Annotated in this window: 21 protein-coding genes; 9 read left to right on the forward strand and 12 right to left on the reverse strand. The window is 72.9% G+C overall.

Annotation, left to right across the window (positions count from 1 at the left end; all coding sequences use genetic code 11):
- A partial coding sequence (locus AXW62_RS23830; RefSeq protein ID WP_060946323.1) for a Xaa-Pro dipeptidyl-peptidase occupies nt 1–1,818 on the reverse strand: 1,818 nt, incomplete at its 3' end.
- A 266-nt stretch (nt 1,819–2,084) separates the two neighbouring features.
- Here AXW62_RS23830 and AXW62_RS23835 point away from each other — a divergent pair.
- Entirely contained in the window at nt 2,085–3,575 is a 1,491-nt protein-coding gene (locus AXW62_RS23835; protein WP_060946305.1) for a M1 family metallopeptidase, read from the forward strand.
- 381 nt (nt 3,576–3,956) lie between these two features.
- Here AXW62_RS23835 and AXW62_RS23840 read toward each other — a convergent pair whose 3' ends face one another.
- Both AXW62_RS23840 and AXW62_RS46725 read right to left on the reverse strand, forming a co-directional pair.
- Entirely contained in the window at nt 3,957–4,817 is an 861-nt protein-coding gene (locus tag AXW62_RS23840; protein WP_060946306.1) for an oxygenase MpaB family protein, read from the reverse strand.
- A gap of 19 nt (nt 4,818–4,836) precedes the next feature.
- Nucleotides 4,837–4,965, reverse strand: a complete 129-nt coding sequence (locus AXW62_RS46725) for a hypothetical protein (protein WP_280142967.1) — start codon at nt 4,963–4,965, stop codon at nt 4,837–4,839.
- Nucleotides 4,966–5,216: 251 nt separating this feature from the next.
- On the opposite strand from AXW62_RS46725, the gene AXW62_RS23845 reads away from it, so the two are divergent.
- Nucleotides 5,217–5,960 carry a MerR family transcriptional regulator gene (locus tag AXW62_RS23845; RefSeq protein WP_060946307.1) on the forward strand — a complete coding sequence of 248 codons (744 nt, stop codon included), beginning with the start codon at nt 5,217–5,219 and terminating at the stop codon, nt 5,958–5,960.
- Nucleotides 5,961–6,086: 126 nt separating this feature from the next.
- Here AXW62_RS23845 and AXW62_RS23850 read toward each other — a convergent pair whose 3' ends face one another.
- From AXW62_RS23850 to AXW62_RS44085, 4 genes are all read right to left on the reverse strand, one after another.
- The gene (locus tag AXW62_RS23850) at nt 6,087–8,402 is read right to left on the reverse strand and encodes a 3-hydroxyacyl-CoA dehydrogenase NAD-binding domain-containing protein (RefSeq protein ID WP_060946308.1); all 2,316 of its coding nucleotides are present in this window, start codon (nt 8,400–8,402) and stop codon (nt 6,087–6,089) included.
- 74 nt (nt 8,403–8,476) lie between these two features.
- Nucleotides 8,477–9,694: an acetyl-CoA C-acetyltransferase gene (locus AXW62_RS23855; protein ID WP_030840545.1), complete on the reverse strand. Its 1,218-nt coding sequence runs from the start codon at nt 9,692–9,694 to the stop codon at nt 8,477–8,479.
- Nucleotides 9,695–9,797: 103 nt separating this feature from the next.
- Entirely contained in the window at nt 9,798–10,946 is a 1,149-nt protein-coding gene (locus AXW62_RS23860; RefSeq protein ID WP_174556422.1) for a CaiB/BaiF CoA transferase family protein, read from the reverse strand.
- Between the two features lie 497 nt (nt 10,947–11,443).
- Nucleotides 11,444–11,581, reverse strand: a complete 138-nt coding sequence (locus AXW62_RS44085) for a hypothetical protein (protein ID WP_159060946.1) — start codon at nt 11,579–11,581, stop codon at nt 11,444–11,446.
- Here AXW62_RS44085 and AXW62_RS23865 point away from each other — a divergent pair.
- Complete coding sequence (locus AXW62_RS23865) at nt 11,580–12,071, forward strand: DUF1203 domain-containing protein (protein ID WP_060946309.1); 492 nt, start codon at nt 11,580–11,582, stop codon at nt 12,069–12,071. The two genes, AXW62_RS44085 and AXW62_RS23865, sit on opposite strands and share 2 nt — an antisense overlap.
- 142 nt (nt 12,072–12,213) lie before the next feature.
- Here AXW62_RS23865 and AXW62_RS23870 read toward each other — a convergent pair whose 3' ends face one another.
- Nucleotides 12,214–12,936, reverse strand: coding sequence for an endonuclease V (locus AXW62_RS23870; protein ID WP_060946325.1), 723 nt, complete (start codon nt 12,934–12,936; stop codon nt 12,214–12,216).
- A gap of 134 nt (nt 12,937–13,070) precedes the next feature.
- Nucleotides 13,071–14,573: a hypothetical protein gene (locus tag AXW62_RS44570; protein ID WP_169808171.1), complete on the reverse strand. Its 1,503-nt coding sequence runs from the start codon at nt 14,571–14,573 to the stop codon at nt 13,071–13,073.
- Between the two features lie 228 nt (nt 14,574–14,801).
- Here AXW62_RS44570 and ssgD point away from each other — a divergent pair, with 228 nt between their 5' ends.
- Nucleotides 14,802–15,215 (forward strand): spore wall synthesis regulator SsgD, encoded by a 414-nt coding sequence (gene ssgD, locus AXW62_RS23880; RefSeq protein ID WP_030840558.1) that lies wholly within the window; start codon nt 14,802–14,804, stop codon nt 15,213–15,215.
- Between the two features lie 213 nt (nt 15,216–15,428).
- On the opposite strand, the gene AXW62_RS23885 is transcribed toward ssgD, so the two are convergent.
- Nucleotides 15,429–16,109, reverse strand: a complete 681-nt coding sequence (locus AXW62_RS23885) for a GOLPH3/VPS74 family protein (RefSeq protein WP_060946311.1) — start codon at nt 16,107–16,109, stop codon at nt 15,429–15,431.
- A gap of 669 nt (nt 16,110–16,778) precedes the next feature.
- Nucleotides 16,779–17,462 carry a hypothetical protein gene (locus AXW62_RS23895; RefSeq protein WP_060946313.1) on the reverse strand — a complete coding sequence of 228 codons (684 nt, stop codon included), beginning with the start codon at nt 17,460–17,462 and terminating at the stop codon, nt 16,779–16,781.
- 243 nt (nt 17,463–17,705) lie between these two features.
- On the opposite strand from AXW62_RS23895, the gene AXW62_RS46730 reads away from it, so the two are divergent.
- The 4 genes from AXW62_RS46730 (at nt 17,706) to AXW62_RS23915 (ending at nt 24,953) form a co-directional block, all read left to right on the forward strand.
- The gene (locus AXW62_RS46730; protein ID WP_060946314.1) at nt 17,706–19,868 is read left to right on the forward strand and encodes a transcriptional regulator; all 2,163 of its coding nucleotides are present in this window, start codon (nt 17,706–17,708) and stop codon (nt 19,866–19,868) included.
- A gap of 334 nt (nt 19,869–20,202) precedes the next feature.
- Entirely contained in the window at nt 20,203–21,672 is a 1,470-nt protein-coding gene (locus tag AXW62_RS23905; protein ID WP_060946315.1) for an aldehyde dehydrogenase family protein, read from the forward strand.
- Between the two features lie 379 nt (nt 21,673–22,051).
- Nucleotides 22,052–23,602, forward strand: a complete 1,551-nt coding sequence (locus AXW62_RS23910; protein ID WP_060946316.1) for a GMC family oxidoreductase — start codon at nt 22,052–22,054, stop codon at nt 23,600–23,602.
- A 385-nt stretch (nt 23,603–23,987) separates the two neighbouring features.
- Entirely contained in the window at nt 23,988–24,953 is a 966-nt protein-coding gene (locus AXW62_RS23915) for an LLM class F420-dependent oxidoreductase (RefSeq protein ID WP_030843421.1), read from the forward strand.
- Here the strand turns inward: AXW62_RS23915 and AXW62_RS23920 are convergent.
- The gene (locus tag AXW62_RS23920; RefSeq protein ID WP_060946326.1) at nt 24,940–25,860 is read right to left on the reverse strand and encodes a LysR family transcriptional regulator; all 921 of its coding nucleotides are present in this window, start codon (nt 25,858–25,860) and stop codon (nt 24,940–24,942) included. The genes AXW62_RS23915 and AXW62_RS23920 overlap by 14 nt on opposite strands.
- 206 nt (nt 25,861–26,066) lie before the next feature.
- On the opposite strand from AXW62_RS23920, the gene AXW62_RS47210 reads away from it, so the two are divergent.
- Nucleotides 26,067–26,147 carry a putative leader peptide gene (locus tag AXW62_RS47210; RefSeq protein WP_354671515.1) on the forward strand — a complete coding sequence of 27 codons (81 nt, stop codon included), beginning with the start codon at nt 26,067–26,069 and terminating at the stop codon, nt 26,145–26,147.
- The last annotated feature ends 282 nt before the right edge of the window (nt 26,148–26,429 follow it).

A 26,429-nucleotide genomic window follows, 5' to 3' on the forward strand; every position in this document is an offset into this window, starting at 1 on the left:
GGCCGAGGTGCGGGGCAGGTCCAGGGTCAGCCGCGGGGTGGTGGACGGCGGTTCGAGAAGGCCCGCGTCGGTGCCCGCGATGATCAGGCCGAGGCGGTGGCCGGCCGGGACGACATGGTCGGTCGCCGCGAGGTCGAGGGTGATGGTGTACGCCTTGCCCGGGGTCAGCGGGCGGCCCTTGCCGTCGGCCGCGGCGTGGCCGAGGTCGGCCCAGCCGCGGCTGAAGACCGTGTAGTCGACGCTCGCCAGGTCCGCGGCGGTCTCCTTGAAGCAGGCGCTGTCGCCCGTCGTGCTGCTGCCCCAGCAGCTGCGCCGGTCGAGGGTGGTGATCCCCTCGCCGGCCGCCGTGTAGTCCCGGATGGTGGCCGGGCCGAGGTCGACCAGGACCGCGGAGAGATGGGCGCTGGTGGTGGAGGGCGTGGCGGTGACGGTGACCGTGCCGGAGCCGGACAGCCGCAGGTCCTTCGTCAGCGGGCCGGTGGTGAAGCCCGCCTTGCCGGGCGTCGAGGTGTCGATCGCCGCGGACCAGTCGGCCTCGCTCAGCGCGGGGTCGTCGGTGAAGGTCTCGGTCGCGCCGGGCTCGGCCCGCTCGGTGCCGAGCACTCCCACCCCGGCCGTGGCGCCGCCGCGCGGGCGCAGGGTGGTCTGCCGGGTGCCGGACGGGGGCCAGACGCGGTCGGTGGACCACTGGTCGGGGGCGCGCTCGACATCGGCCATCGGCTCGCGCTCGATGCCGTTGTCGAGGCCGAGGAGGTAGTGGTCGAACCAGCGGTGCAGGGTGCGCACCCACTCCTCGCGCCGGAAGTCGAACGGGTCGACGTGTCCGGTCTGGGAGAGCCAGATCTTGCGCTCGACGCCCGCGTCGGCGAGCGCGTTCCACCACTGTCCGAGGTGCTTGGTGCGGACGTTGAGGTCCTGCGCCCCGTGGACGGCGAAGACGCTGGCCCGCACCTTGCCGGCGTCCGGTACGTAATTGCGGGCGCTCCACAGACCGGTCCAGTCGCCGCTGCGCGGGGCGCCCTCGACCAGACGCCGCTGTACGGCGGCGCAGCGGGCGTGCGCGTCATCGCTCTCGACGGCGTCCGCGAGTCCGTCCGGGCCGGAGTCGAAGAGCGCGGCGCCCTTGGCGAAGTAGTAGTCGTACCAGGAGGAGATGGCGCCGATGGGCACGATGGTCTTGAGGCCCTTGACACCGGTGGCGGCGACGCCGCCCGCGATGGTGCCGTCGTAGCTCTTGCCGATCATTCCGGTGGCGCCGTTGGACCAGCTCGCCCTGACCGTCCGGGTGCCGGTGCGGGTGGTGTACGCGGTCGCCCGGCCGTTCAGCCAGTCGACGACGGCCTTGGCGGACTGGATGTCGGAGCGGCCGCCGATGTCCGCACAGCCGTCGGAGCGGTTGGTTCCGGCGAGGTCGACCAGGACGGTGGCGTAGCCGCGCGGCACGAAGTAGTTGTCGTAGAAGAGCGGGAAGCGGACCGGGTTCCCGGCGGCGTCATAGGTCTTGGTCTGGCTCTCGTTGCCGCGTCCGCAGCACGAGTAGTAGGGGCTCGCGTCCATGATGACGGGGACGCGGTGGCCCTGTCGCGCGGGTTCGCGCGGCCGCACGATGTCGACGGCGACCCGGTCGGTGCGCCCGTCCGTGTCGCCGTCGACCCTCGTGTCCACCCATACGGACTCCCGGATGGCGTTCTCGTAGGAGTAGACGGGTCTGCTCTCCGGTCCGTTCTCTCCGGTGGAGGCCGTGGACGCGGCGGAAGCGGGCGAGACGGCGGAAGCGGCGTGGGCGGCCGGGACGCCGAGCGGTGGCAGCAGCGACATGGCGACGGCGAGCAGCGCGGTGACCGCCGACAGCGAGAGCGTGGTCCAGTGGATGCGGGAGGTACGCCTCTGTAGCAGCACGGCCCGGACGGTAGCGCGAGTCAACTCCTGTACAGAAGAGGGCGATGCGTGTCGGAGTGCGTCCGGGTCGATGCGCGTTGCGGCCGGATGTCGATTGGATGTCGGATGGTGTGAGGGACGCGGAGTGTGTGGCGGGAGTACATAGGCTCGCGAGTGATCGTTCTCCCCTACGAGTTGGAGGACTCGTGCGTCACCACAGACTTCTCGTCCCGGGCGCGGCCGCGGCCTGCCTGCTGCTGGCGGTCCCGGCGTCGGCGGCCGACGCCACGCCGGGCGCCCCCGGCATCGGGGACTCCTACTACCCCTCGTACGGCAACGGCGGGTACGACGTCTCGCATTACGACCTTCGGCTGAAGTACCAGCCGACGACGGACCGGCTGGAGGGCACGGCGACGATCCTGGCCGACGCCCGGCAGAACCTGTCCCGGTTCAACCTGGACTTCGCGCTCGATGTGAGCGAGGTGCTGGTGGGCGGCAAGAAGGCCGCGTTCGCCGCGACCGGCGACCATGAACTGGAGGTCACCCCGGCCGCGCCGCTCACCTCCGGCCGCCCGTTCACCGTGGTCGTGCGCTACAGCGGTACGCCCTCGAAGGTCGTGGCGGGCGGTTTCACCTCCTGGCTGCGCACCCCGGACGGCGGCGTCGCGGCGAATGAGCCGGAGTCGGCCTGGTGGTGGTTCCCGAGCAATGACCACCCGCTCGACAAGGCGACGTACGACGTGTCGGTGGCGGTGCCGGACGGGACGCAGGCGATCAGCAACGGCACCCTCCAGTCGACCAGCTCCAAGCTGGGCTGGACCCGCTACAACTGGCGCTCCAGCAAGCCGCAGGCCCCGTACCTGGCCACGCTGGCGGTCGGCAAGTTCGACATCACGACGGACACGACCGCGAACGGCCTGCCGGTGATCAACGCCTACAGCAAGGACCTCGGGGGCAACGCGGGGGCGGCGCGGGCGAGCGTGGAGCGGTCGGCGGAGATCGTGGACTGGGAGTCCACGGTCTTCGGCCCGTACCCCTTCGACGCGCTGGGCGGCTATGTGCCCAATGTGCCCACGGGGTACGCGCTGGAGACCCAGACCCGGCCGTTCTACAGCCCGAAGCAGTTCGCCAAGGGCGCGAACACCTCGGTGGTCGTGCATGAGCTGGCCCACCAGTGGTTCGGCGACAGCGTCTCGCTGAAGGACTGGCGCGACATCTGGATCAACGAGGGCTTCGCCACCTACGCGCAGTGGCTGTGGTCGGAGAAGGAGGGCGAGGGCACCGCACAGGAACTGGCGGACTACACCTACGCCTCCCACCCGGCCGACGACCCCTTCTGGACGGTCGAGCCGGGCGACCCGGGGCCGGAGAACCAGTTCCACAACGCGGTCTACGACCGGGGCGCGCTGGCCCTCCAGGCGCTGCGGAACGAGATCGGCGACGAGGACTTCTTCGCGATCCTCAAGGGCTGGCCGACGGCGCACCGGTACGGGAACGCCTCGGTCAAGGACTTCGTGGCCTACGCGGAGAAGGTGTCGGGCAAGCCGCTGGCCTCGCTCTTCGACACCTGGCTGTTCACCCCGTCGAAGCCGGCCGCCTCGCAGGCGCGGGCCGCGGAGCTGAGCCCGGCCAAGGCTCCGGTGCGGCCGAAGTCGTGGCAGCGGATCCAGGACACGCACAGCGCCCACCGGCACTAATCCTCCCGGGCCCCGGCCGGGTGGTCCCCCACCCCGGGCCGGGGCCTCGCGCGTACCCGGGTGCGGCGCCGCGCCGTCCATGGCGCCGCGGGACTGTCCACGGCACCGCTGGGGCGCCCTCGCGCGGCCCGGACCGCCCACGGCGCTGCTGGGGCACCCCCGCGCGGCCCGGCGCGGGCCCGGCGTCGGCCGTGGCAGGCCGGAAGGCCGGTCAAAGACGGGGAAGCCCAGGCCACGAGGCCGGTCACGGCGGGGACAGGCCGGGATACGCGGCCGGGCACAGCCGAGGAAGTCCAGGCACAAAGCCGCCCGGCACGGCGGCGGAGACCAGGCACGAAGCCGCCGGTCACGGCCCCGGAAGACCCGGCACGAAGCCGCCGGTCACGGCCGTCCGGCACGGGCTCGGCGCCGGGCCTGGTACGCGAGGGGGAGATAGCGCAGCCGCTCGGGCAGCAGCGGAACCACCACCCGGACGCCCCTCCCGAACCACCGCAGCCGCCGCTCCTGCCCCCGGGTCCACACCAGCCCGATCGCCTCCCGCGCGTCCGGCGGCATCAGCCCCACGGTGAGGAACGCGCGGAACCGGGTGAACAGCGGGCGCAGCAGTGGCCACAGCAGACGCGGCGGCAGCGGGCCCGGCGGAGGCACGGACGCGTCGGGCGCGGCCAGCTCCCGGGCGACGACGGTCGGCTCCAGCCGTTCCCGCACCATCGCGCGGTAGTAGGGCCAGAACTCCTCGACGGACCCCGGCATGTCGCGGTCGTCGATGCCCAGCACCCGCCCGATCCGCAGCCACTCCGCGTACAGCTGCCGCTCCTCGTCCTCGGTGAAGGGACGGGTCCCCAGATAGCGCTGGGCCCGCAGATAGACCGGGTAGCCGGTGGCGTGCACCCAGGCGTAGACGGGCGGGTCGAGCGCCCGGTAAGGGCGGCCGTGCGCGTCCACGCCCCGGATGGACGCGTGGAGCGTACGCAGCCGGCGGCCCTCCGCCTCGGCCTCCGCCCCGCCGTACACCCACAGCTGCACCGAGCGCAGCGAGCGCTCCCCGCGCCCCCAGGGGTCGGTACGGAAGACGGAGTGCTGGTCCACGCCCGCCCCGACGGCGGGATGCGCCACCTGCATGGTCATCGCGGCCGGCAGGGCGAGCACGCTGCGCAGCTCCCCCGCGATCGCCCACAGGATGCCGCCCGCAGGGGGCGGACCGTGGCCTTCGGCGGTGTGGCGGGGGCTCTGCGTGCTCATGGGACCAGCGGTGGCGCGATTACTCCTCTCCTGTCCCAGTGTGCGCGCTCGCGCCGTTGAGGAGCGGGCGCAGGGTGAGCGAGTAGTCGTAGGGCCGGTCGGCCTTCACCCGGTACTGGTCGCGGACCGGGTTGGGGGTGTCGCCCACGCCGGTGACCGCGTGGTCACGATGTGCGCTGGGCGTCCCTCACCGACCGCGGCGGTGCCGGACTGCTGGTCTCCGGAGACCTGGAGGCGGGGGCGAGCGCGTACGACGAGCGACGGCTGGAACACCCTGCACGCCGCGATGCCACAGCAACGCGGAAGGTTTCACAGTAGTGATGCGACAGCAATACTGATGGACCCGAGCGGGCAAGCAGCACGGCGGAACAGGACGACGCGGAGAGCGAGGCACGGCCGATGACCACCCCCGGCACCGAGGAACCCACCCTCACCGTCGACGAACTGGCGGCCCGCGCCGGGGTGACCGTGCGCACCATCCGCTTCTACAGCACCCGCGGGCTGCTGCCGCCACCGGTGATCGGCCCGCGCCGGGTCGGCCACTACGGCCCCGAGCACCTCTCCCGGCTCGCGCTGATCGAACAGTTGCAGCGCCACGGCATGACCCTGTCCGCCATAGAGCGCTATCTGAGCCAGTTGCCGCAGGATCTGAGCGAGGACGATCTGGCGATCCACCGGGCCCTGGTCGCCTCCTGGGGCCCGGACGCCCGCGAGGAGGCCACCCGAGAGCAGCTGGACCGGCGGGCCGGACGGGAGCTCGCGGAGGAGGACATCGACCGGCTGGCCGCGCTGGACGCGCTGGAGCGCACCGACGACCCGGACCGCTTCCGGATCGATCCCAAGGTGCTCCACCTGGGGCTGCGGCTGCTGGACGTGCCGATCGAGCTGGAGACGATACGCACGGCCCATGCGGTCGTGCTGGAGCACACCCGCTCGGCGGCGCGGGAGCTCAGCCGGTTGTTCCGGGACGAGGTGTGGGGGCCCGAGCGCGATCACGAGTCCGGCAGCGGGCCGGAGCGGATGCGGGCGAAGAAGTCGCTGTCGGCCCATATGCAGCCGCTGGTGGTGGAGGCGCTGGTGATCGCGTTCCAGCGGTCGATGAAGCACGAGCTACGGGCCTGGTACGGGCAGGACGCCGACTGAGCGGCCCGGGCCGGAGGGACGGAAGGCCCGGCCCGGACCCACCCGGCCCGGACCCACGGCGTCCCGGCGCGTGCTGGCGGGCCGGGACGGACGGCCCGCCAGCCCCCGGGCCCCGTACGCCGCCCGCTAGTCCGCGAAGCGCTCTCCGCGCTCCGCCTTCTCCAGCAGCAGCGCGGGCGGGGCGAACCGCTCCCCGTAGGCCGCCTCCAGTTCCCGGGCGCGGGCCACGAAACCGGCCACGCCGCCCTCGTATCCGTTGATGTATTGCAGCACCCCGCCCGTCCAGCCGGGGAAGCCGATGCCGAGGATGGAGCCGATGTTGGCGTCGGCCACGGAGGTCAGCACGCCTTCCTCGAGCAGCCGCACCGTGTCGATGGCCTCGCTGAAGAGCATCCGCTCCTTCATGTCCTCGAAGGGGACACGGGCACCCTCGGCGCCGGAGCCGCCGGACCCACCAGGCCCGCCCGAGCCGCCAGGCCCACCCGAGCCGCCAGATCCGCCCGAACCGCCAGGCCCGCCCGACCCACCAGATCCGCCCGAGCCGAAGTGCTCCCGCAGCCCCGGCCACAGCCGGAGGCGCTTGCCGGTCGTCCCGTCGTAGTCGTAGAAGCCCGCGCCGCCGCTGCGGCCGGTGCGCCCGAACTCCTCCACCATGCGGTCGATGACCGCGTCGGCCGGATGCGGCCGCCACTCGCCGCCCGCCTGTTCCGTCGCCCGGCGCGTCTCCTCCCGGATCTTGCGCGGCAGGGTCAGGGTCAGCTCGTCCATCAGGGAGAGCACCTTGGCCGGGTAGCCTGCCTGGGCCGCGGCCTGTTCCACGGTGGCCGGATCGATGCCCTCCCCCACCATGGCCACGCCCTCGTTGAGGAACTGGCCGATGACGCGGGAGGTGAAGAAGCCGCGGGAGTCATTGACCACGATCGGGGTCTTGTTGATCTGCCGCACCAGATCGAAGGCGCGGGCCAGCGCCTCGTCGCCGGTGCGCTCGCCCTTGATGATCTCGACCAGCGGCATCTTGTCGACGGGTGAGAAGAAGTGCAGTCCGATGAAGTGGTCGGGCCGCTGCACCCCCTCGGCGAGCAGGGTGATGGGGAGGGTGGAGGTGTTGGAGCACAGCAGGGGGTACCTCCGGCCGGAGATGGGGGGAGCGTCCGGGGCGACGATGCCCTCGGCCTCCTGGAACACCTTGTGCTTGAGCGCCGGGTCCTCGAAGACCGCCTCGATGACCGCGTCACAGCCCTCGAGATCGCGCGGATCGGCGGTCGGGGTGATCCGGGCCAGCAGCTCGTCCCGCTCGGCCTCGGTGGTACGGCCCTTGGCGAGCGCCTTGGCCAGCAGCCCTTCCGCATGGCCCTTGCCCTTGGCGGCGGCCTCCACGGAGACGTCCTTGAGGACGACCTCGATGCCCGCCTTGGCACAGGAGTACGCGATGCCCGCGCCCATCATCCCGGCGCCCAGCACCGCGACCTTGCGGACCCGACCGGGCTCGATCCCCTTGGGCCGGTTGGCACCGGAGTTGACCGCCTGCAGATCGAAGAAGAAAGCCTGGATCATGTTCTTGGCGGTCTGGCCGATGACCAGCTCGGTGAAGTACCGCGCCTCGATGGTCTGCGCGGTCTCGAAGTCCACCTGGGAGCCCTCGACGGCGGCGGCCAGGATGTTGCGCTGCGCCGGGTAGGGGGCGCCGTTCAGCTGCTTCCTCAGGTTGGCGGGGAAGGCGGGCAGATTGACCGCGAACTTCGGCTGCGCCGGGGTGCCGCCCGGGATCCGGTACCCCTTCTCGTCCCAGGGCTGCGCCGACTCGGGGTGGTCGGCGATGAACCTCCGCGCCCGGGTCAGCATCTCCTCGGGGGTGGCCGCCACCTCGTCCACCAGCCCCGCCTCCTGGGCGCGCCGGGGGCTGTACCGCGTCCCCTGGAGCAGCCATGTGAGCAGCGCGTCGGTGACGCCGAGCAGCCGTACCGTCCGGGCGACGCCACCGCCGCCCGGGAGCAGGCCCAGGGTGACCTCGGGGAAGCCGATGCGGGAGCCGGGGGCGTCGAGGGCGACGCGGTGGTGGCAGGCGAGCGCGATCTCCAGCCCGCCGCCGAGCGCCGCGCCGTTGATCGCGGCGACCACGGGCTTGCCGAGGGTCTCGATCCGGCGCAGCCCGCGCTTGATGCGCAGGTTCTTCTCGTAGACCTCCCGGGCCTGGCCGGGCCCGGCCTCGAGGAGGTCGTTGAGGTCGCCGCCGGCGAAGAAGGTCTTCTTGGCGGAGGTGACGATGATGCCGCGGATGGACTCCCGCTCGGCCAGGGCGCGGTCGGCGATCGCGTCGAGGGAGTCGATGAACGCGGCGTTCATGGTGTTGGCGGACTGGCCGGGGTCGTCGAGCACCAGGGTGACGACGCCCTCGTCGTCCTGCTCCCAGCGGATGGTCGAGGCGGTGGTGGGGTGGGTCATCTGAGGTCTCCTGGGCGAAGGGGAAGGGCGCGGGGAGAAGGACGGGGACGAGGAGGGGCGTCAGCGGCCTCGGCTCACTGGAGCCGCTCGACCACCGTCGCGATGCCCATCCCACCTCCCACGCACAGCGTCACCAGCCCGTACCGCCCGCCGCGCCGCTCCAGTTCGTCGATCACCGTGCCGAGGATCATCGCGCCGGTGGCGCCCAGTGGATGGCCCATGGCGATCGCGCCGCCGTTGACATTGACCTTGTCCAGGCTCAGCCCCATGTCGTCCACGAAGCGCAGCACCACCGCCGCGAACGCCTCGTTGATCTCCACCAGATCGATGTCGTCGATGGTCAGCCCGGCCTTGGCGAGCGCCTTACGGGTGGCGGGAGCCGGGCCGGTGAGCATGATGGTGGGGTCGGCGCCGGAGACGGCGGCGGAGACGATCCGGGCGCGCGGGGTCAGCCCGAAGCGCTCGCCGACCTCGCGGTTGCCGATGGCGACCAGGGCGGCGCCGTCCACGATGCCCGAGGAGTTCCCCGCGTGGTGGACGTGGTCGATCGCCTCGAGCCAGTGGTACTTCTGCAGCGCCACCGCGTCGAAGCCGCCCGCTTCGCCGATGGCGGCGAACGACGGCTTCAGGCCCGCCAGGGTCTCGGGGGTGGTGCCGGGGCGGATGTGCTCGTCCCGGTCGAGGACGGTCAGCCCGACGCGGTCGCGGACCGGCACCACGGAGCGGTCGAAGCGCCCCTCCTTCCACGCCCGCGCGGCCCGCTCCTGGGAGAGCGCGGCGAAGCTGTCCACGTCATGGCGGCTGTAGCCGCCGAGGGTGGCGATGAGGTCGGCGCCGATGCCCTGCGGTACGAAACCGGTCTCGTAGTTGGTCATCGGGTCGGCGAACCAGGCCCCGCCGTCGGAGCCCATCTTCACGCGCGACATCGACTCGACCCCGCCCGCGAGCACCAGGTCCTCCCAGCCGGAGCGGACCTTGGCCGCCGCCAGGTTGACGGCCTCCAGGCCCGAGGCACAGAAGCGGTTCTCCTGGACGCCCGCGACCGTGTCCGGGAGCCCGGCCGCGATGGCCGCGATCTTGGCGATGTCGGAGCCCTGGTCGCCGAGCGGGCTGACGACGCCGAGGACCACATCGTCGATCGCCGCCGGGTCCAGGTCGGGGAACCGCCCGCGGATCTCCTGGATGAGGCCCACCACCAGGTCGACGGGTTTGGTGCCGTGCAGGGCGCCGTCGGCCTTCCCGCGCCCGCGCGGGGTGCGGATGGCGTCGTACACATACGCTTCGGTGCTCACGTCATCGGCCTTTCAGGGAAGGGCGGGGCGGGGACGGCCCGGTGGCTCGGAAACGGCTCAGCGGCGCGGCCACGAGCGGAACACGCGACCGCTGACGCGGGGTTCATGACGGGCTTCCCTCGCCGAGGGAGGTGACACCCCAGTCGCGGGCCACCTCGGCGGTGTCCGCCCCGGGCCGGGCGGGCGCGCGGCGCACCGCGCCCGGGGTGGCGGAGAAGCGCGGGGCGGGCGCGGGCTGGGTGATCCCGCCGTGGTCGAGGAAGGTGGAACGGGCCGCGAGATGCGGGTGGGCGGGGGCCTCCCGCAGCGACAGCACGGGGGCGACGCAGGCGTCCGAGGTGCCGAAGACGGCGGTCCACTCCTCGCGGGTGCGCTGCTTGAAGCGGTCGGCGATGGCGGTGCGCAGCGCGGCCCAGCTGTCGAAGTCATCGCGGGCGGGGGCCCGGTCGGCGATCCCCAGCAGCGCGATGAACTCCGCGTAGAACTTGCGCTCCAGGGGGCCGACCGCCATATGGCCGCCATCGGCGGTCTCATAGGTGCCGTAGAAGGGGCAGCCGCCGTCGAGGAGGTTGGTGCCGCGCTGGTCCCGCCAGCCCCCGGCGGCCATCATGCCGTGGATGACGGAGGTCAGATGGGCGGTGCCGTCGACGATCGCGGCGTCCACGACCTGGCCGGTGCCGCCCGCGCGGGCGTGCTGCAGGGCGGCGAGGACGCCGATGACGAGATAGAGCGAACCCCCCGCGTAGTCCCCCAGGAGATTGGCGGGGGCGACGGGCGGGCCGTCGGCGGCGCCGATCATGCTGAGGGCGCCGGTGACGGCGATATAGCCGATGTCATGGCCGGCGGACTGGGCGAGCGGGCCCTCCTGCCCCCAGCCGGTCATCCGGCCGTAGACGAGCCGGGGGTTACGGGCCAGGCAGGCGTCCGGGCCCACCCCCAGCCGCTCGGCGACCCCGGGTCGGTAGCCCTCGATGAGGATGTCGGCGCGCTCCACGAGGTCGAGCACGGCGGCCACGCCCGCCTCGGACTTCAGGTCGAGCAGCACCGAGCGCTTGTTGCGGTTGGCGAGGTCGTGGTCCGGGTCGATGCGCAAGCCCCCGGGGCTTCCGGGGCGGTCGACGCGGACGACATCGGCACCGAGGTCGGCGAGGACCATGGCGGCGAACGGGCCCGGTCCGATCCCCGCGAGCTCCACCACGCGCACGCCGGTCAGCGGGCCGACCGCCGTCGCCCCCTCCTCTATCGCCGTCATCCCGTCCCCAACCGTGTGACACTACCGCTGTAACACCGCCGATGCTAAGAACGCGCCCCGCATTCCACAAGTCCCCTCGGGACCCTGTGGACAACCAAAGCCCTTGGCCGACGGCGGGGTTGGCCCGAGCGGACGCGCGGCGGTCCGGGAGTGGCGCCGGTAGGCCCCGGCCAGGGCCGGTCGGGCCGGTCAGGGCGGTCAGGGCCGCGGTCCGAGCGGTCAAGGGGCCGCGGTCCGAGCGGCCAGGGCGGTCAGGGCCGGTCCGAGCGGTCAGGGTCGGTCAGGGCGGTAGAGCCAGTCCGGACGGTCAAGGCCGATCCGGGCGGTCAGGGCCAGTCCGGACGGTCAGAACCGGTCCGGACGGTCAAGGCCGATCCGGGCGGTCAGGGCCAGTCCGGACGGTCAGAACCGGTCCGGACGGTCAAGGCCGGTCCGGACGGTCAGGGCCAGTCCGGACGGTCAGAACCGGTCCGGGCGGTCAGAACCGGTCCGGGCGGTCAGAACCGGTCCGGGTCGACCCCCGCCGACAGCGGCGGCTTCGGCACGAGGTGGTCCGTCCCGTACATCGCCCACCTCAGCGCCTCGTCCGATTCCCGCCAGCGCCCCGGGAGCCCACCGGCCAGCCTGGAACGCATGCACGAGACCTACGAGATGCGGGCCATCGCGCCCGAGGCGCTGAAACTGCTGCGGACCACCGACGACGCGGGACGTCCGCCGCGCCTGGTGGTGGAGGGCGAGGAGGGCGGCAGCCCGCTGCGCTGCTGCCTGGGCCGGAGCCGGCCGCACGAGACGATCGCGCTCGTCTCCTACGCCCCGCTGCGCCGCTGGTCGGCGGAGACGGGCGCCACGCCCGGCCCGTACGACGAGGTCGGCCCGGTCTTCATCCACCCCGAGGGGTGCGACGGCTGGACCGGCCCCGGTGTCGCGGACGGTATCCGGGGCGAACGGCGGGTGCTGCGGGCGTACTCGGCCGAGGGCCACATACTCGGCGGCCTGCTGCTGAACGGGGGCGAACCGACGATCGAGGCGGGGCTGGCCGAGCTGTACCGGGACCCGAGGGTGGCGGCGGTGCATGTGCGCGCCGTCGAGTTCGGCTGCTTCCTGGCCGAGACGCGGCGGGTATGACGGACCCGGAACGCACCGGAGGGTGTCCCACATGCCGGTGGTTCTGTCACCGACCGGTGATTCCGTCACGCACCGGTGATTCCGTCACGCACCGGTGGTTCTGTCGCACACCAGAGATACCGTCACATACCGGAAGACGCCGTCACATACCGGCGTCTTTCAGGGCCCGGCGGCACAGCGCGTCCGCGCGCCGTGTCGTCTCGGGCAGACGGTAGTCGCGGGCCAGGTGCAGGGTGTAGGCGCAGGCGTCCGCGATGGTCACCCGGTGGCCGACCGAGACGAAGAGCGGCTTCACACCGTCGCGGGTGCGCAGCGCCCGGCCCACCTCCTCGCCCCCGTCGAGCAGCGGCGACCAGTCGCCGCGGCGCGGGCCCGGATCGGCGTGCCGGAAGCCGAAGGGGTTCTTGGCGACACCTATGGTGGGCAGCCCGGTGAGCACCCCGAGATGGCTGGCCAGCCCGAACCGGCGGGGGTGCGCGAGGCCGTAGCCGTCGCACACCACCAGGTCGGGGCGGCGGCCGAGCCGCCGGTGGAGGTCGCCGAGCGCGCCGAGGACGGCCGGGATCTCACGGAATGCCAGCAGTCCGGGGACGTACGGGAAGGTGACCCGGCCGACCGCGGTCGCCTCCGCGACGACGGTGAGGTCACGGGCGTCCAGCGCGACGGCGGCGGCCGCGACGACGTCGCGCTCGTCGTCGTACGCCACGTCCACTCCGACGACCGCGCCGGTGCCGGTGCCCGGCTCGGGCACCTCCCCGCCGATCACCACGGACGCCCGCGTCCGCTCCTGGACGGCGATCGCCTCGGCCTCGGTGGTGGGCCAGTCGCGGGGCGGTTCGTATCGCGGGTCAACGGCACTGGTCATCATGCGGACCACATTACGAGCGCGCCGATGATGTTCGACGCCTTGCCCTTCGGAGGGCAAGGCTCTCGGCACAGTCCGTCATTGACACTGGGCGAAGGGAACCCCGGTGGCCGCGCACGGTCACAGGGGCGAGGTCAGCCCACGCAGAGCCGGACCAGGAGCGAGACGCAGTTCCGGGAGCCGTCGGAGCCGTGGCCGGTCGGCTTCGCCGTGGGCTGCCGCGTCGGCCCCTCGCTCGGGGTGTTCTGCCGATCCTTCGTACCGCCATCCGTCGGCTTCCGGGTCGGTGCACCGGTCGGCTCGTCCGAGGGGCGGCTCGACGGGGAGGAAGAAGCGGACGAATGCGTCGAAGCGGGCGAAGACGGCCGCGACGAGGGTGCAGCGGAGGAAGAGGACGACGGCGCCTTCCGCGAGGGCGAGACGGCGCTGGACGGCACATCCGCCGGGGAGTGCCCCGTGGGCGCGCTCGACGTGGACGGCCGGTTCCGGGACGCCTCCCCCGGACCGTCCGCCCGCGATCCGCCCGGATGCCGCGAGGCGCCGGACGTGTCGGACGTGGCAGACCTGTCGGACGACGCGCCCGAGCCCGAGGAGCCGGACGGACCGGAAGAGCCGGACGAAGCAGAAGAGCTGGAGGCATCCGATATGGACGGCGTCGACACCGCCGTCGGCTGCTGCGCCTCCGCCGCGCCGCCGTCCGTCAGCGCCAGCCCCGTCATGATCGCCGCCCCCGCGACCAGCACCACCCCGGCCCCGGCCGCCGCGACCGCCACCGGCCCCGCCTGACGCACCTGTCCGCGGACCAGATGACGCATGGACCGGCGGGTGGAGACCAGCGGCCCGTTCGAGGGCGCCGCATGCGCACCACCGGCCGCCGCGGCACTCACCCCGGCGGCCCCCACGGCGCCCGCGGCACCGGCCGCACCCGCCGCACCGGCCGCCGCCAGCGGCGCCAGGAAGCGCGCCATGTCCCGGTCGTACAGCGTCAGCAGGGCCGGGCCGGTCAGTGCGGGCAGCCGGTCGTCGGCCGCGATCAGCTGCTCCATCCGGCCCCGGCAGTCCCGGCAGCTCTCGATGTGCACCGCGATCTGCTCGGCCTGCTGCGGGGTGTCGGTGCCCCGCACATGGCCGGGCAGCCGCTCCCAGTGCTCACCGCACGCGGCGCTCGCCGGATAGCCGGGCTGGGCGCGCAGGAACTCCTGGCGCACGCTCTCCCGGACGCGCTCCACCAGGGCCGCCGCGCCATCCGGGGCCATCCCGGTGCGCCGCGCCACCTCCTCCGGCGGAAGCCCGTCCACCTCGGTGAGCCACAGCACCTTGACCCAGCGCTGCGGAAGCTCACCGAGGATCTCCACGAGCGGTTCGAGATACGACGCCTGCTGCGGCGGCCCCCAGCTCCCCACCGCGGCCGAAAGCGCCCTTACGGCGCTCGTCAGCTCGGCCGGGACGGCGTCGGCACCGAGGGGGTGTCCGGCGCGCAGCCGCCGCCAGACGCTGTAGTGCGCCTCGGCCACCAGGTCCCCCGCAACCCAGGGATTTCCGGTAAGAGTTCGGGCATATCCGCACAGACGCGGATATTCGGCTTCGTAGATACGGGTGCAGGCGGCCGCGTCGAGCGCCGCGGGACCTTCGGTCATGGTGGAACAACCCCTGGGGTGGGTGCCTCGTCACTGCCGACGTTCTGTAACAGGTCCGCACGGCGCCCGAGACCTTGCATGGCTTTGGCAAGCCTAAATGCCCTATGTCCCCACGAAAAATCAGTCGTGACACACGTCACGTCGAAAGCGGGTGCACTGCCCTGATCGCCCAAACGTCTTAACGGTCGTAAGGGCGACGCGCCCCGCACCGATCGCAAGGGAGCCGACGTGATCACTGTCATCGACCAGGCCGTCCAGGCACAGCTCATCGCGTCCACGCCCGAGTCACGCGCGATCCCGGCATGCCTGCGCTACGAGCGGGACGACCCGTTCGCCGTCCGCGTCTCCTTTCCGCCCTCCGCCTCCCTCGACGGCTCGGCGGTGGAGTGGACGTTCGGACGGGAGCTGCTCGCGGCCGGACTGCGGGGCCCGGCGGGCAGCGGGGACGTGCAGATGTGGCCGTGCGGACCACGGCGGACGGTCCTGGAGTTCCACGCCCCCGAGGGCATGGCCATGGTCCAGTTCGACACCGGCGACCTCCGCAGGTTCCTGGGCCGCTCGTACGACGTCGTCCCCGAGGGCCACGAGGCGGGGGAACTGGACCTGGACCAGGGGCTGGCGTCACTACTGAAGGACGCCTGAGCCACCATGAATCGCCTGATCCGGAACGAATCACCCTAGCCGCACAAACCACTGATCCGATATGAATCGCCTGATCCGGTAAGAACAACCGAGCCAGTGCGAATCACCTGAACCGGCATGAATCGCTCGAGCCTGTACGGACGGATACGCGAGCCCGCCCCGGGCGCTTCAGCCCGGCCCAGGCGCTTCAGCTCGGGCCCTGGCGGTGAGGCGTCAGGTGGTGGTCGCGGCGGTGGTCGTCGCCAGCATGGTCGTGACGACGGCGGCGGCGAGCGCCGTCCGCACCTGGGCGATCACCTTCTCCAGCACCGGGCCCATCCCCCCGCAACGTGCCCCCAGTTCGAGGATCCGGTCCTTGCGGACCTTGGCGTCCGTGGCCGTCACCACGGTCCTCAGCTCGCCCGCGGCAGCCAGGCTGACCAGCGCCGCGTCCCGTTCGGACACCTCCGCCACCGGCTGCCCGCCGTGCAGGGCGCGCACCGCGGCCGCCCGCATCGCGGCCACCGGCTCGGGGCGTTCCAGCGTGTACTCCTTGGCCGGGAACAGCCCCAGCACCCGCCTCCCCTTCGCCCGCACATACCCGGCCGCCACCATCTGGTCGCGGACCGCTTGCTCGGTCAGCCGTGGCTGGTGCCCCACCCAGATCTGCCAGCTCCGTGGCCGGGATTCACCGATCAGTTCCAGCAGCCCGTCGAGCGCCTGATCCCCGGTGAGGGCGTCGGCCACCGGACAGGGGCTGCCGTCCGTGTCGGTGAGCGTGCCCCGCTGTACGAGTTCGGTGAGGGCGGCGGCGCGTACGAGGAGGGCGGTGTGAGCACCGGTGGGACGGCCGGTCTCGGGGTCGTAGGAGAGCAGGTAGAGCGAGGCGGCGAGGGAGAGCGAGCCGTTCGGCACGAGGAAACCTCCGACGGTCGGGCGTCCGGTGGGGGCGGCGTCCTTCGACCATATCGGCCACATGCCGCATGATCGACCCACCGCCGCCGGGAGCCTCGACAGCCGCCGGGACGTGTGCCGGTGGCGGATCTGGGGGTGGCGACGGGGCCTGGGGGTGATGACGGACCTGGGGTGGCGACGGGGCCTGGGGTGGTGGCGGGCCTGGGGTGGTGGCGGGCCTGGGGTGGTGGCGGGCCTGGGGTGGTGGCGGGCCTGGGGATGGTGGCGGGGCCTGGGGATGGTGGCGGACCTGGAGGGGTGACCGGACCTGTGATGGTGGCGCACCTGGAGAGGTGGCAGCGACGCGCACCCCCGTGTGTGCGCGTAGCCGCCACCAGTCCCCATCCCCCGTCGACCCTCCGCAGGCCCCGGGCCCGTCCCCGGTGTCGGGCCCCCGTGTCGGGCCCCTTGTCAGGGCCCACCCCCGTCGGGCCCCAACATCCCCGCTGTCGGGCCCGCTCCCGCCGGGCCCGGCCCCCGTCAGCCCTCTCCGGCCCCCTCAGCCCCCGTCAGACAGGCTCTGGGCCGTCGTCGGCTCTCCCTCCCCCAAGAAGCCCTCGCCCCTCGCGCCTGAGCCCCCCTCGAGCCTGGACCCCCTCGGGCCTTGTCCGCGTCCCCTCCGCCCCCGGGTCACGGGTGGTACAGCTTGACCACCGCCGTGGTGATGGTCCGCTGGAAGTCGGCCAGCGGCGCCTGGTCGTAGTCGCCCATCTGACCCCACGTCACGATGGTGACGGTCCGGCCGTCGCGCCCCACCCCGAAGAGGTGGATGCCGGGCTCCGAGTCCGGGTACGAGGTGTGGACGCCATAGACGTGGGCACCGTCCTCGACCGCCAGCGCGCCGTAGTCCCGCCATGAGGCAGTGCCCTGCGGGTAGGTGCGCTGCCAGTCGGCGGCGCAGTTCCGGATCTTCTGCTCGGCCGCGGCGGCGAGCTGGCGGGCGGCTGCCACGGTGCCGGTCCTGACCACGATCTGGGTGGCGCCGGTGTCGTACTCGGTCCAGAAGGTGCGGTGGGTCGCCCCGGCCGACGGCAGGGTCTTCTCGACGCAGAACGGAGCGGTCTCGGGCAGGCCCTGAGTGACGTCACTCGCGTACCAATCCGAACTCGGGTGCGGCGGGAGCTCCCTCGGCACGAGGTGGCCGGGGGTGCTCCGGGGCACGGCCTGCGCCGTGGCCCGTGCCTGGGTCTCCTGTGCGTGGGCCTGGGTCTGGGCCTGGGCCGGCCCGGTGGCGGCCATGGCCACGACCGCGGCCGTGGCCGTGGCCACGAGGCCGAGCACGGCACCGCGTAGTGAGCGTGTGGGCTTGCGCATGAGGTGTTCCCTCGTCTCTTCCTGATCTCCAGATCTCAGCATGTCGCCGCCGCACCGGGAGGTCGCGGTGACGGGACAAGCCTGTGCGCCATCTGGCCGTGGCCGCTACGGCTGGCGTGGCATTCGGGACGCTGGAACACCTGCACGTACGCTGACTTGGGGATATGACAACACCCTGGAACGCGTGCGCGGAAAGCCCGTGGAACGATGCCGCGGTACCGGGGACGAACAGGGGGGTGGGGCGTGGGAAACGCCAGGGAGATCGAGGACTTCGCCGAGCGCTTGCGGGCGCTGAAGGAGCGCTCGGGCCGCAGCTATGGCTCATTGGCCACCCGACTGCACGTCAGCACGTCCACGGTGCACCGCTATTGCAACGGCGACGCGGTCCCGGCCGACTACGCCCCCGTGGAGCGCTTCGCCCGGCTGTGCGGCGCCACTCCGGAGGAACTGGTCGCCCTCCACCGCCGCTGGATGCTCGCGGACGCCTCCAGGCGTCGCCCCCGCGGGGCCGACCGCGAGGGCACGTCGTCGGCCCCGCGCGGCGGCGAGGCCGACACCACACGCCCGGTCTCGGGCGGCGAGGGGGCAGAGGGCCGCCCGGCCGTGGACGGCACCGCACGGAAGGCGGAGGTCGAGTCCGCCGACGCGCGGGACCCGGACGCCTGGGACCCGGACGCGCGAGACCCGGACGCGCGGCCCACGGACCCGCAGTCCACGGACCCGCGGTCCACGGACGTGCGGTCCGCTGACGGTGAGCCGCGGCGGTCCGCCGACGCACGAGAAGGCGCCGACGGCCAGTCGAACGCGTCGGACCAACCGGCCTCGTTAGACCCGCCGGACCTGTCGGACCCATTGACCCCGTCAGGCCCGTCAGGCCCGCCAGACCCCTCAGCCCCTTCCAACCCGCCGGATCCGTCAGCCCCGTCGAACGCCTCCGAGACCGACGCCACGCCCAACGTGCGCCCAGCCACCGCAGACCGTTCTCAGGGGCGCGACGCCACGTCCGGCCGGGGCCCGGGGACGGCCCCTCCTCCGGACGAGGCCACCGAAGTCATCACCCCGGCCCCCGCACGGACCGCCGCCACCCGCACGCCCGCGCACGAAGCCGACACCACGACGGCCAACACGACCACGACCACGACCACGACCGACACCACAACCGCCAAAACCGCCAACGCCCCAACCATCGACATCACGACCGCCAACGCCACACCCGACGCCCCCGCCCCCGGCCCGACCACCCACACCACACCTCGGAACGGGGCCGGGCACCACCGCGGGGACGCCGACGCCGCCGAGCGGACTGTCGGCGGCCGGGCCCGGTCGGCGTCGGCCGGGCGGACCCGACCGCCCCACGCCGCCGGGGAGCCCTCCGGGAGCACGGCCGGGTCCGCGCCCGCCGGGCGGCGGCGGTTGCGCGCCGTGCCGGGGAGTGGCGGGGAAAGTGCCGTCGTGTCACGCGTGCGGCGGCCGTGGGCGTTGCTGGCCGGGGCCGCCGCCGTCGTCGTGCTCGCCGTGACGGCGGTCGAGGTACGGCCACCCGGTGAGGACGGGCGGAAGGAGACGGCCGCCTCACCCTCCACCACCGCCGCCCCCTCGTCCGCCCCGCCCGCCGGGCCGACCGCCCGAGGGCATCTGGACCGTCAGCAGACGGACCGCGACGAGGCGTCCGCCACCCCACGCACCGATGGCAAGGGCCGACACGACGAGCAGCGGAAGGACGGAGGCGGCGCCGCCGGCGCCGCCTCCCCCCGCACGACCGAGGAGCCGGGGGACGGCGGCTCCACCCGGGCCCCGCTCACCCTCTCCACCCGTTCCCACGTCTGGGAGAACGGCTGCGACCACCGCTACCTCATCGACCGGCCCCCGTCCCAGGTCGCCCCGCCGCCCACCGAGCAGGACGCCCCGACATGGGCCGCCGCGCATGGCGCGGTGCACGGCGGGACCACCAATGTGGAGGTCACGGTGCAGGGCCGTGCCTCGTCGGCCGTCGTCCTGCGGGCCCTGCACGTACGGGTGGTGGGCCGTCGCACCCCGCTCGCGTGGTCGTCGTTCGCCATGGAGAACGGCTGTGGGGGCTCCCTCACCCCGCGCGCCTTCTCGGTGAACCTGGACGCCTCGCGTCCGTTGGCCCGCCCCACTGACGGCAACGACGGGGGCGAGCCGATCCCCGCCGTCCGCTTCCCCTACCGCGTCGCGGCCTCCGATCCGGAGGTGCTGCTGGTCAACGCCCGGACGTCCGGTTGCGACTGCAGCTGGTACCTGGAGCTGGACTGGACGAGCGGCGGCCGGTCGGGGACGCTGCGGATCGACGACCACGGCTCGCCGTTCCGTACCAGCAGCGTGAACGGGCGCCCCGAGTACGGCTACGACTACACCGACGGCACCTGGCACGAGAACGGCTGAGCGCCCGGCGGCGGGGCCCGCTCGCCCCGCCACGCGCCCGCGCACTCGCTCCATCGTCGTCGGGCCTGCCCGCCCCATCCGACGACGTCCGCCCACCCTGCCCAGTGCCTCCCGTCCCCGCCCGACGCCCTCCCCTCCCGCCCGCGCTCCTTGCCGCCCGTCCCCCGTCCCCCGCCCCCCGCCCCCCGTCCCGCCGGGCCCCAGCGCGCCCCGGGCCTGCCGGTACACCGTGCGAGGGTGTCCTGTGCCACTTAGGCTCGGTGTGTGGGCCGGCCGGGTGCGTCGACGGATCCACCCCGGGGCCGGCCACTGTCGTCCGAGCCCGGAGGAACCCATGCCGGAGCTGTTCATCGGCGGCCACTGGACGACCGCCCTCGACGGACACACCCGTGAGGTCCGCTGTCCCGCGGACGGCTCGCTCGTCGCCGTGGTCGACGAGGCGGGGCCCAAGGACGCCGCCGCCGCGGTGGCGGCCGCCCGGGACGCCTTCGACCGCGGATCGTGGCCCGGCACCCCGGCCGCCGAGCGGGGCGGGCTGCTGCTGCGGGTGGCCGATCTGCTGGAGCGCGAGAAACCGACGCTCGCCCGCGCCGAGTCGATGGACACCGGAAAACGGCTGGCCGAGAGCGAGTTCGACCTGGACGACATCGCGAACTGCTTCCGCTGGTTCGGCAACCTCGTCTCCTCCGACGGGGCCGGCCGGGTGGTGGACGTGGGCAGTCCGGAGATCGACAGCAGGGTGGTCCGGGAACCGGTCGGGGTGTGCGCGCTGATCACGCCGTGGAACTATCCGCTGCTCCAGACGGCCTGGAAGGTGGCGCCCGCGCTCGCCGCCGGGAACACCCTCGTCCTCAAGCCCAGCGAGCTGACCCCGCACTCCGCGATCCATCTGATGCGGCTGCTGACGGAGGCCGGGCTGCCGGGCGGCGCCGCCAATCTGGTCCTCGGCTCGGGCGCCACCGCGGGTGCCCCGCTGGTCACGGACGAGCGGGTGGACATGGTGTCCTTCACCGGCGGGGTGGCCACCGGACGCTGGATCATGGCGGCGGTCGCGCCCACGGTGAAGAAGCTCGCCCTGGAACTGGGCGGCAAGAACCCCAACATCGTCTTCACCGACTGCGATTTCGACACGGCCGTCGACTACGCGCTCACCGCGGTGTTCCTGCACTCCGGGCAGGTCTGCTCGGCCGGTGCCCGGCTGCTGGTCCAGCAGCAGCTGCACGACGCGTTCGTCGACGAGATCGTCCATCGGGCCAGGAACATCCGGCTGGGCGGACCGTTCGACGAGACCGCCCGCGCCGGTCCGCTGATCTCCGCCGAGCACCGCCAGAAGATCGCCGACTATGTGGCGGCGGGGATCGACGAGGGCGCGGTGCTGCGCTGCGGCGGGGCACCGCCCGACGATCCCGCCCTGGCGAAGGGCTACTACTACCTGCCGACCGTCCTGGACGACTGCACCCCGGACATGTCCGTGGTGCAGGAGGAGTCCTTCGGCCCGGTGCTCACCGTGGAGCGGTTCCGGGACGAGGACGAGGCGGTCGCGCTCGGCAACGACACGATCTACGGCCTGGCGGGCGGGGTGTGGACCCAGGACGCGGAGAAGGCGCACCGGGTGGCGTTCCGGCTGCGGGCCGGGACCGTATGGATCAACGACTTCCATCCGTACGTCCCGCAGGCCGAGTGGGGCGGGGTCAAGCAGTCCGGTACGGGCCGTGAGCTGGGCCCGTCGGGGCTGCGCGAGTACCAGGAGCCGAAACACATCTGGCGCAACACCGCGCCCCGCCCGCAGCGGTGGTTCGAGTGACGGTGGGAGAGCCGCCCGGGCCACCGCCGAAGCGACGGTCCGGGCCCCGGTCCGGACCCCCGCCGGACCCCCGCCGAAGCCACGGTCCGGACCACCACCGCTGCCACCGCCGGGGCCCGCCGAAGCCACGGTCCGAGCCACCGCCGGAACCGCCGAAGCCACGGCCGGGGCCACCGCCGAAGCCCCCGCCGAAGCCACGGCCGGGCGGTTCGCCCGACTGTTCGTCGGCGTGGTCGCGCCGGGCGGCTTCGCCTCCTGCTGGTTGTCCAGCTGGTTCGTCCGGCGGGTCCCTCCAGCGGGTTCGCCCAGCAGGCCCGTAACGGCGTGCCGCCAAGCACCCCGCCACCCCCACCACCCCGCGAAGAGAGGCGAGAGGCCAGTGGACGAGTTCGACTACGTGGTGGTGGGCGGCGGTACGGCCGGGTCGGTGGTGGCCTCACGGCTGTCCGAGGACCCCTCGGTGAGCGTGTGCCTGCTGGAGGCGGGCCCGTCGGACCTCGGGGACGACCACGTCCTGCGGCTGAACCGCTGGATGTGGCTGCTGGGGTCCGGCTACGACTGGGACTACCCGGTCGTACCGCAGGCGAAGGGCAACAGTTTCCTGCGCCACGCCCGCGCCAAGGTGCTCGGCGGCTGCTCCTCGTCCAACCCCTGCATTGCCTTCTGGGCCCCCGCCGAGGACCTCGACGACTGGGCGTCCATGGGGCTGGACGGCTGGTCGGCGGCCGACTGCTTCCCGCTCTTCCAGCGCCTGGAGGACAACGACGCGCCCGGCGACCACCACGGCCGCGGCGGCCCGGTCAGGATCCGCACCGTACCGCCGGAGGACCCGTGCGGCCGGGCGGTGCTGACGGCCTGCGCGGAGGCGGGCATCCCGATCACCCCGTTCAACACCGGTACGACGGTGGTGAACGGCGCCAACTGGTTCCAGATCAACGCCCGCGAGGACGGCACCCGCTGCTCGGCCTCGGTCGGCTACCTCCACCCCGTCATGGACTCCCGGCCGAATCTGCGGGTGCGCACCGGACTACGGGCCACACGGCTGGTCCTGGACGAGAACCTGCGCTGTTCCGGGGCCGACTACCTCGCCCCCGGCCTGGTCCGCACCCTGCGGGTGCACGCCCGGCGCGAGGTCATCGTCTCCTGCGGCGCCATCGACACCCCCAAGCTGCTGATGCTCTCCGGTATCGGCCCCGCCGGGCATCTGCGGGAGACGGGGGTGGAGGTGCTGGTGGACTCCCCCGGTGTCGGCGGGAACCTCCAGGACCACCCCGAGGGCATCATCATGTGGAACGCCGAGCAGCCCATGGTCGCCACCTCCACCCAGTGGTGGGAGATCGGCATCTTCACCGCCACCGAGCCCGACCTGGACCGCCCCGACCTGATGTTCCACTACGGCGCCGTGCCGTTCGACCTGAACACCTACCGACGTGGCTACCCCACCTCGGAGAACGCCTTCTGCCTCACCCCGAACGTCACCCGCGCCCGCTCCCGGGGCACCGTACGGCTGGCCACCCGCGACTTCCGCGACAAGCCGCGCGTCGACCCCCGCTACTTCACCGACGCCTACGACATGACCGTCATGACCCGCGGACTGGTGCTCGCCCGCAAGATCGCCGCCGGGCCCGCGCTGGCCCTGTGGGCGGGCGTCGAACTGGCCCCCGGCCCCGATGTCCACACCGGCGACGAGCTGGCCGCCTACATCCGCGAAACCCACAACACCGTCTACCACCCGGCATGCACCGTGCGGATGGGCGCGCCCGACGACCCGGACGCGCCGCTCGATCCGCAGTTGAGGGTCAAGGGCGTAACGGGGTTGCGGGTCGCGGACGGCTCGGCCATGCCGTATCTCACCACCGTGGATCCGTGCATCACGACGATGATGATCGGCGAGAAGTGCGCGGACATGATCAAGCGGCGCCACCGCTGAGGGCGGCGGGGTGGACCAGGGAGCGCCCTCCCCGAGAGCGGCGGACATGAGCAAGGAGCGCCGTGGGACCGCCACGTCCGGGGAGCACTCCCAGACGGCGGCCGGACACACCAGGCCCGACGCCCCCAGACAGCACAGCAGCCAGACGCACCAGGCCCGGCACTCCCAGACAGCAGCCGGACACACCAGGCCCGGCGCCCCCAGACAGCGGCCGGGCACACCAGGTCCGCCCACCGCCCCCTGTCCCCGGCCGCCGTCGCCGCCGAGCCCGGGTGGTGGCGACTACGCCAGGTGAGCCGCCGCCGCACCCCGTGACCAGCCACTTCCCGGGCTCGGTGGCCGGTTTGGGAGGTTTGGGGGCCGGGCGGGGCGGTACTCGGGGGCCATGGTTCGATGGGGATACACGATGATGACCGAGCAGGCCGGTCCACGTCAGCTCGTCGACGACGTGGTCCGGGCCGAGCAGGTCGGGTTCGACTTCTCGGTGACCTCCGACCACTACTTCCCGTGGCTGGACTCCCAGGGGCACGCGCCGTACGCCTGGAGCGTGCTGGGCGCCGCCGCGCAGGCCACCTCCTCGATCCCGCTGACGACGTATGTCACCTGCCCCACCGTGCGCTACCACCCGGCGGTGGTCGCGCAGAAGGCGGCCACGCTCCAGCTGCTGTCCGAGGGGCGGTTCCGGCTGGGGCTGGGGTCCGGCGAGAACCTGAACGAGCATGTGGTCGGCCAGGGCTGGCCGTCGGCCGATGTGCGGCAGGAGATGCTGGAAGAGGCGATCGAGATCATCCGGGCGCTGTTCGGCGGCGGCTACGTCACTCACCACGGCACCCACTACGACGTGGATTCGGCGAAGCTGTGGGATCTGCCGGACCAGCCGCCGCCCATCGGCGTGGCCGTCTCCGGACGGCAGTCCTGCCGGCTGGCCGGGCAGCTGGCCGACATCCTGATCGCGACGGAGCCGAAGTCCGAGCTGGTCCAGGAGTTCGAGCGCAACGGCGGCAGCGGAAAGCCACGGATCGGGCAGATCCCGGTCTGCTACGACCCCGACCGGGACGCGGCCATCGCCCGTGCCCATGACCAGTTCCGCTGGTTCGGCAGCGGCTGGAAGGTCAACTCCGAGCTGCCGGGGCCCGCCTCCTTCGCGGGCGCCACCCAGTTCGTACGGCCCGAGGACGTGGCCGCGTCCATTCCGTGCGGCGACGACGTCGAGGAGTTCACGCAGCTGATCCGGCCCTTCGTCGACGCGGGCTTCACGGACGTCGCCCTGGTCCAGATCGGCGGCGACCACCAGCGGCCGTTCCTGGACTGGGCCGAGAAGCAACTGCTGCCCGCGCTCAGGGAGTTGTAGCCGCGGGGGCACCCGCGCGCCGTACGAACAGCTCGTGCAGATCGCGTACGGCGCGCGGCACGGAGCCCGAGCGACGGCGCTGGATCACCAGCAGCACCTCGGTGGCCCCGCCGTCCGCGAGCGGCCGGTAGGTGATCGCGCCACCGCGCTCCAGGGGGTCGCCGATGACGCTGAAGTCGGGGAGCACGGTGACGCCGAGCCCCTCGGCGACCATCAGCTTGCCCATCTCGGCACCGTCGGTGGCGTACGAGAAGGAGGGGGCGCGCCCGGCCAGCAGCCGGTGGATGAAGCGGTGCATGAGATAGCCGGAGCGCATGACGATCAGCGGCTCCCGCTCATCCAGCAGATCCGCCGCGCTCACCGTCGGCCGGGCGGCCAGCGGGCTGTCGGGGCGCAGACAGACCACCGGGCGGCCGCGCAGCAGCTCGGTGGTCTCCAACGAGGGCGGAACGTCGTCCCCCCGCAGGTAGTTGACCAGGCCCAGGTCGAAGCTCCCCTCCAGCAGCGCCCGGTGGATCTCGCTCTGCTGTGCGCCCACCACCTCGACCTGGGTCACCGGATGGGTCGCGCGGAACTCCCGGACGGCCGGGATCAGCAGCGGGACCGTCGCGGTGTTGGCCGTGCCCAGCCGGATCATCCGGCTGACGCGGTGCTGGTCACCGGCGGCGCCGCGGAGCCGGTCGACGGCCTCGATGACGCTGACGATATGCGGCAGCAACTCCCGTCCCTCGGCGCTGATCGTCGTTCCGGAGCGCTTGCGCTCCAGCAGGTCCACGCCGAGTTCGCGTTCCAGATTGCGCACCGTCTCGCTGAGTGCCGGCTGGGACAGATGCAGTTCCTCGGCGGCGCGGCGGAGCGAGCCGAGGCGGGTGACCGCGGCGATGTATTCCAGCTGTTCGATACGCACATGCCGCAGAGTGCCCGCCCGCGCCGCGCCGTTCAAGGGGATCCCTATCACGGTCTCATGAATACCGACTCACTCTCCGGCCCGTCTCCCGGGTAATCTCGAAGCAGGCGTCGTGGAATTTCCGCGGCCCGCCGCTTCGTCCGGGATATGGAACGCACCCCGGGCGTTCTTGACCGGCAGGACTTCCCCCTGGTTGGATCGGTGACATGAACGGACAGGACCTCACGCGGCGACGCCATGTCGACCTCGCGCGTGTCTGCAGCGCGTTCTGTTGCTGTCCGGCCTGACCTGCCGCCGGGTCCGAGCAAGCACTGAGGAATCGCCTCCGCCGCACTTCCCGCCGCCTCACATGATCGGGAAAGGCTTCTAGATCCTCGGAGATCCTCCTCCCACGGGGATCCGTCGGAAAGGCCCGGCCCCGCCACCGGAGGAAATGCGGCCGGCCATACTGCCCCGCCCCGGTGCCATTCGCGCCACCCGGCCTTTTCGCTTCCGCGTCCGCGCCCGTTGAGGAATTCCGGTCGGCGCCGGGCGCCGATTCACCATGCCCGTATTCGTTCTACCCGTTC

This window comes from Streptomyces hygroscopicus subsp. hygroscopicus, assembly GCF_001553455.1.
Taxonomy (GTDB): Bacteria; Actinomycetota; Actinomycetes; order Streptomycetales; family Streptomycetaceae; genus Streptomyces; species Streptomyces hygroscopicus.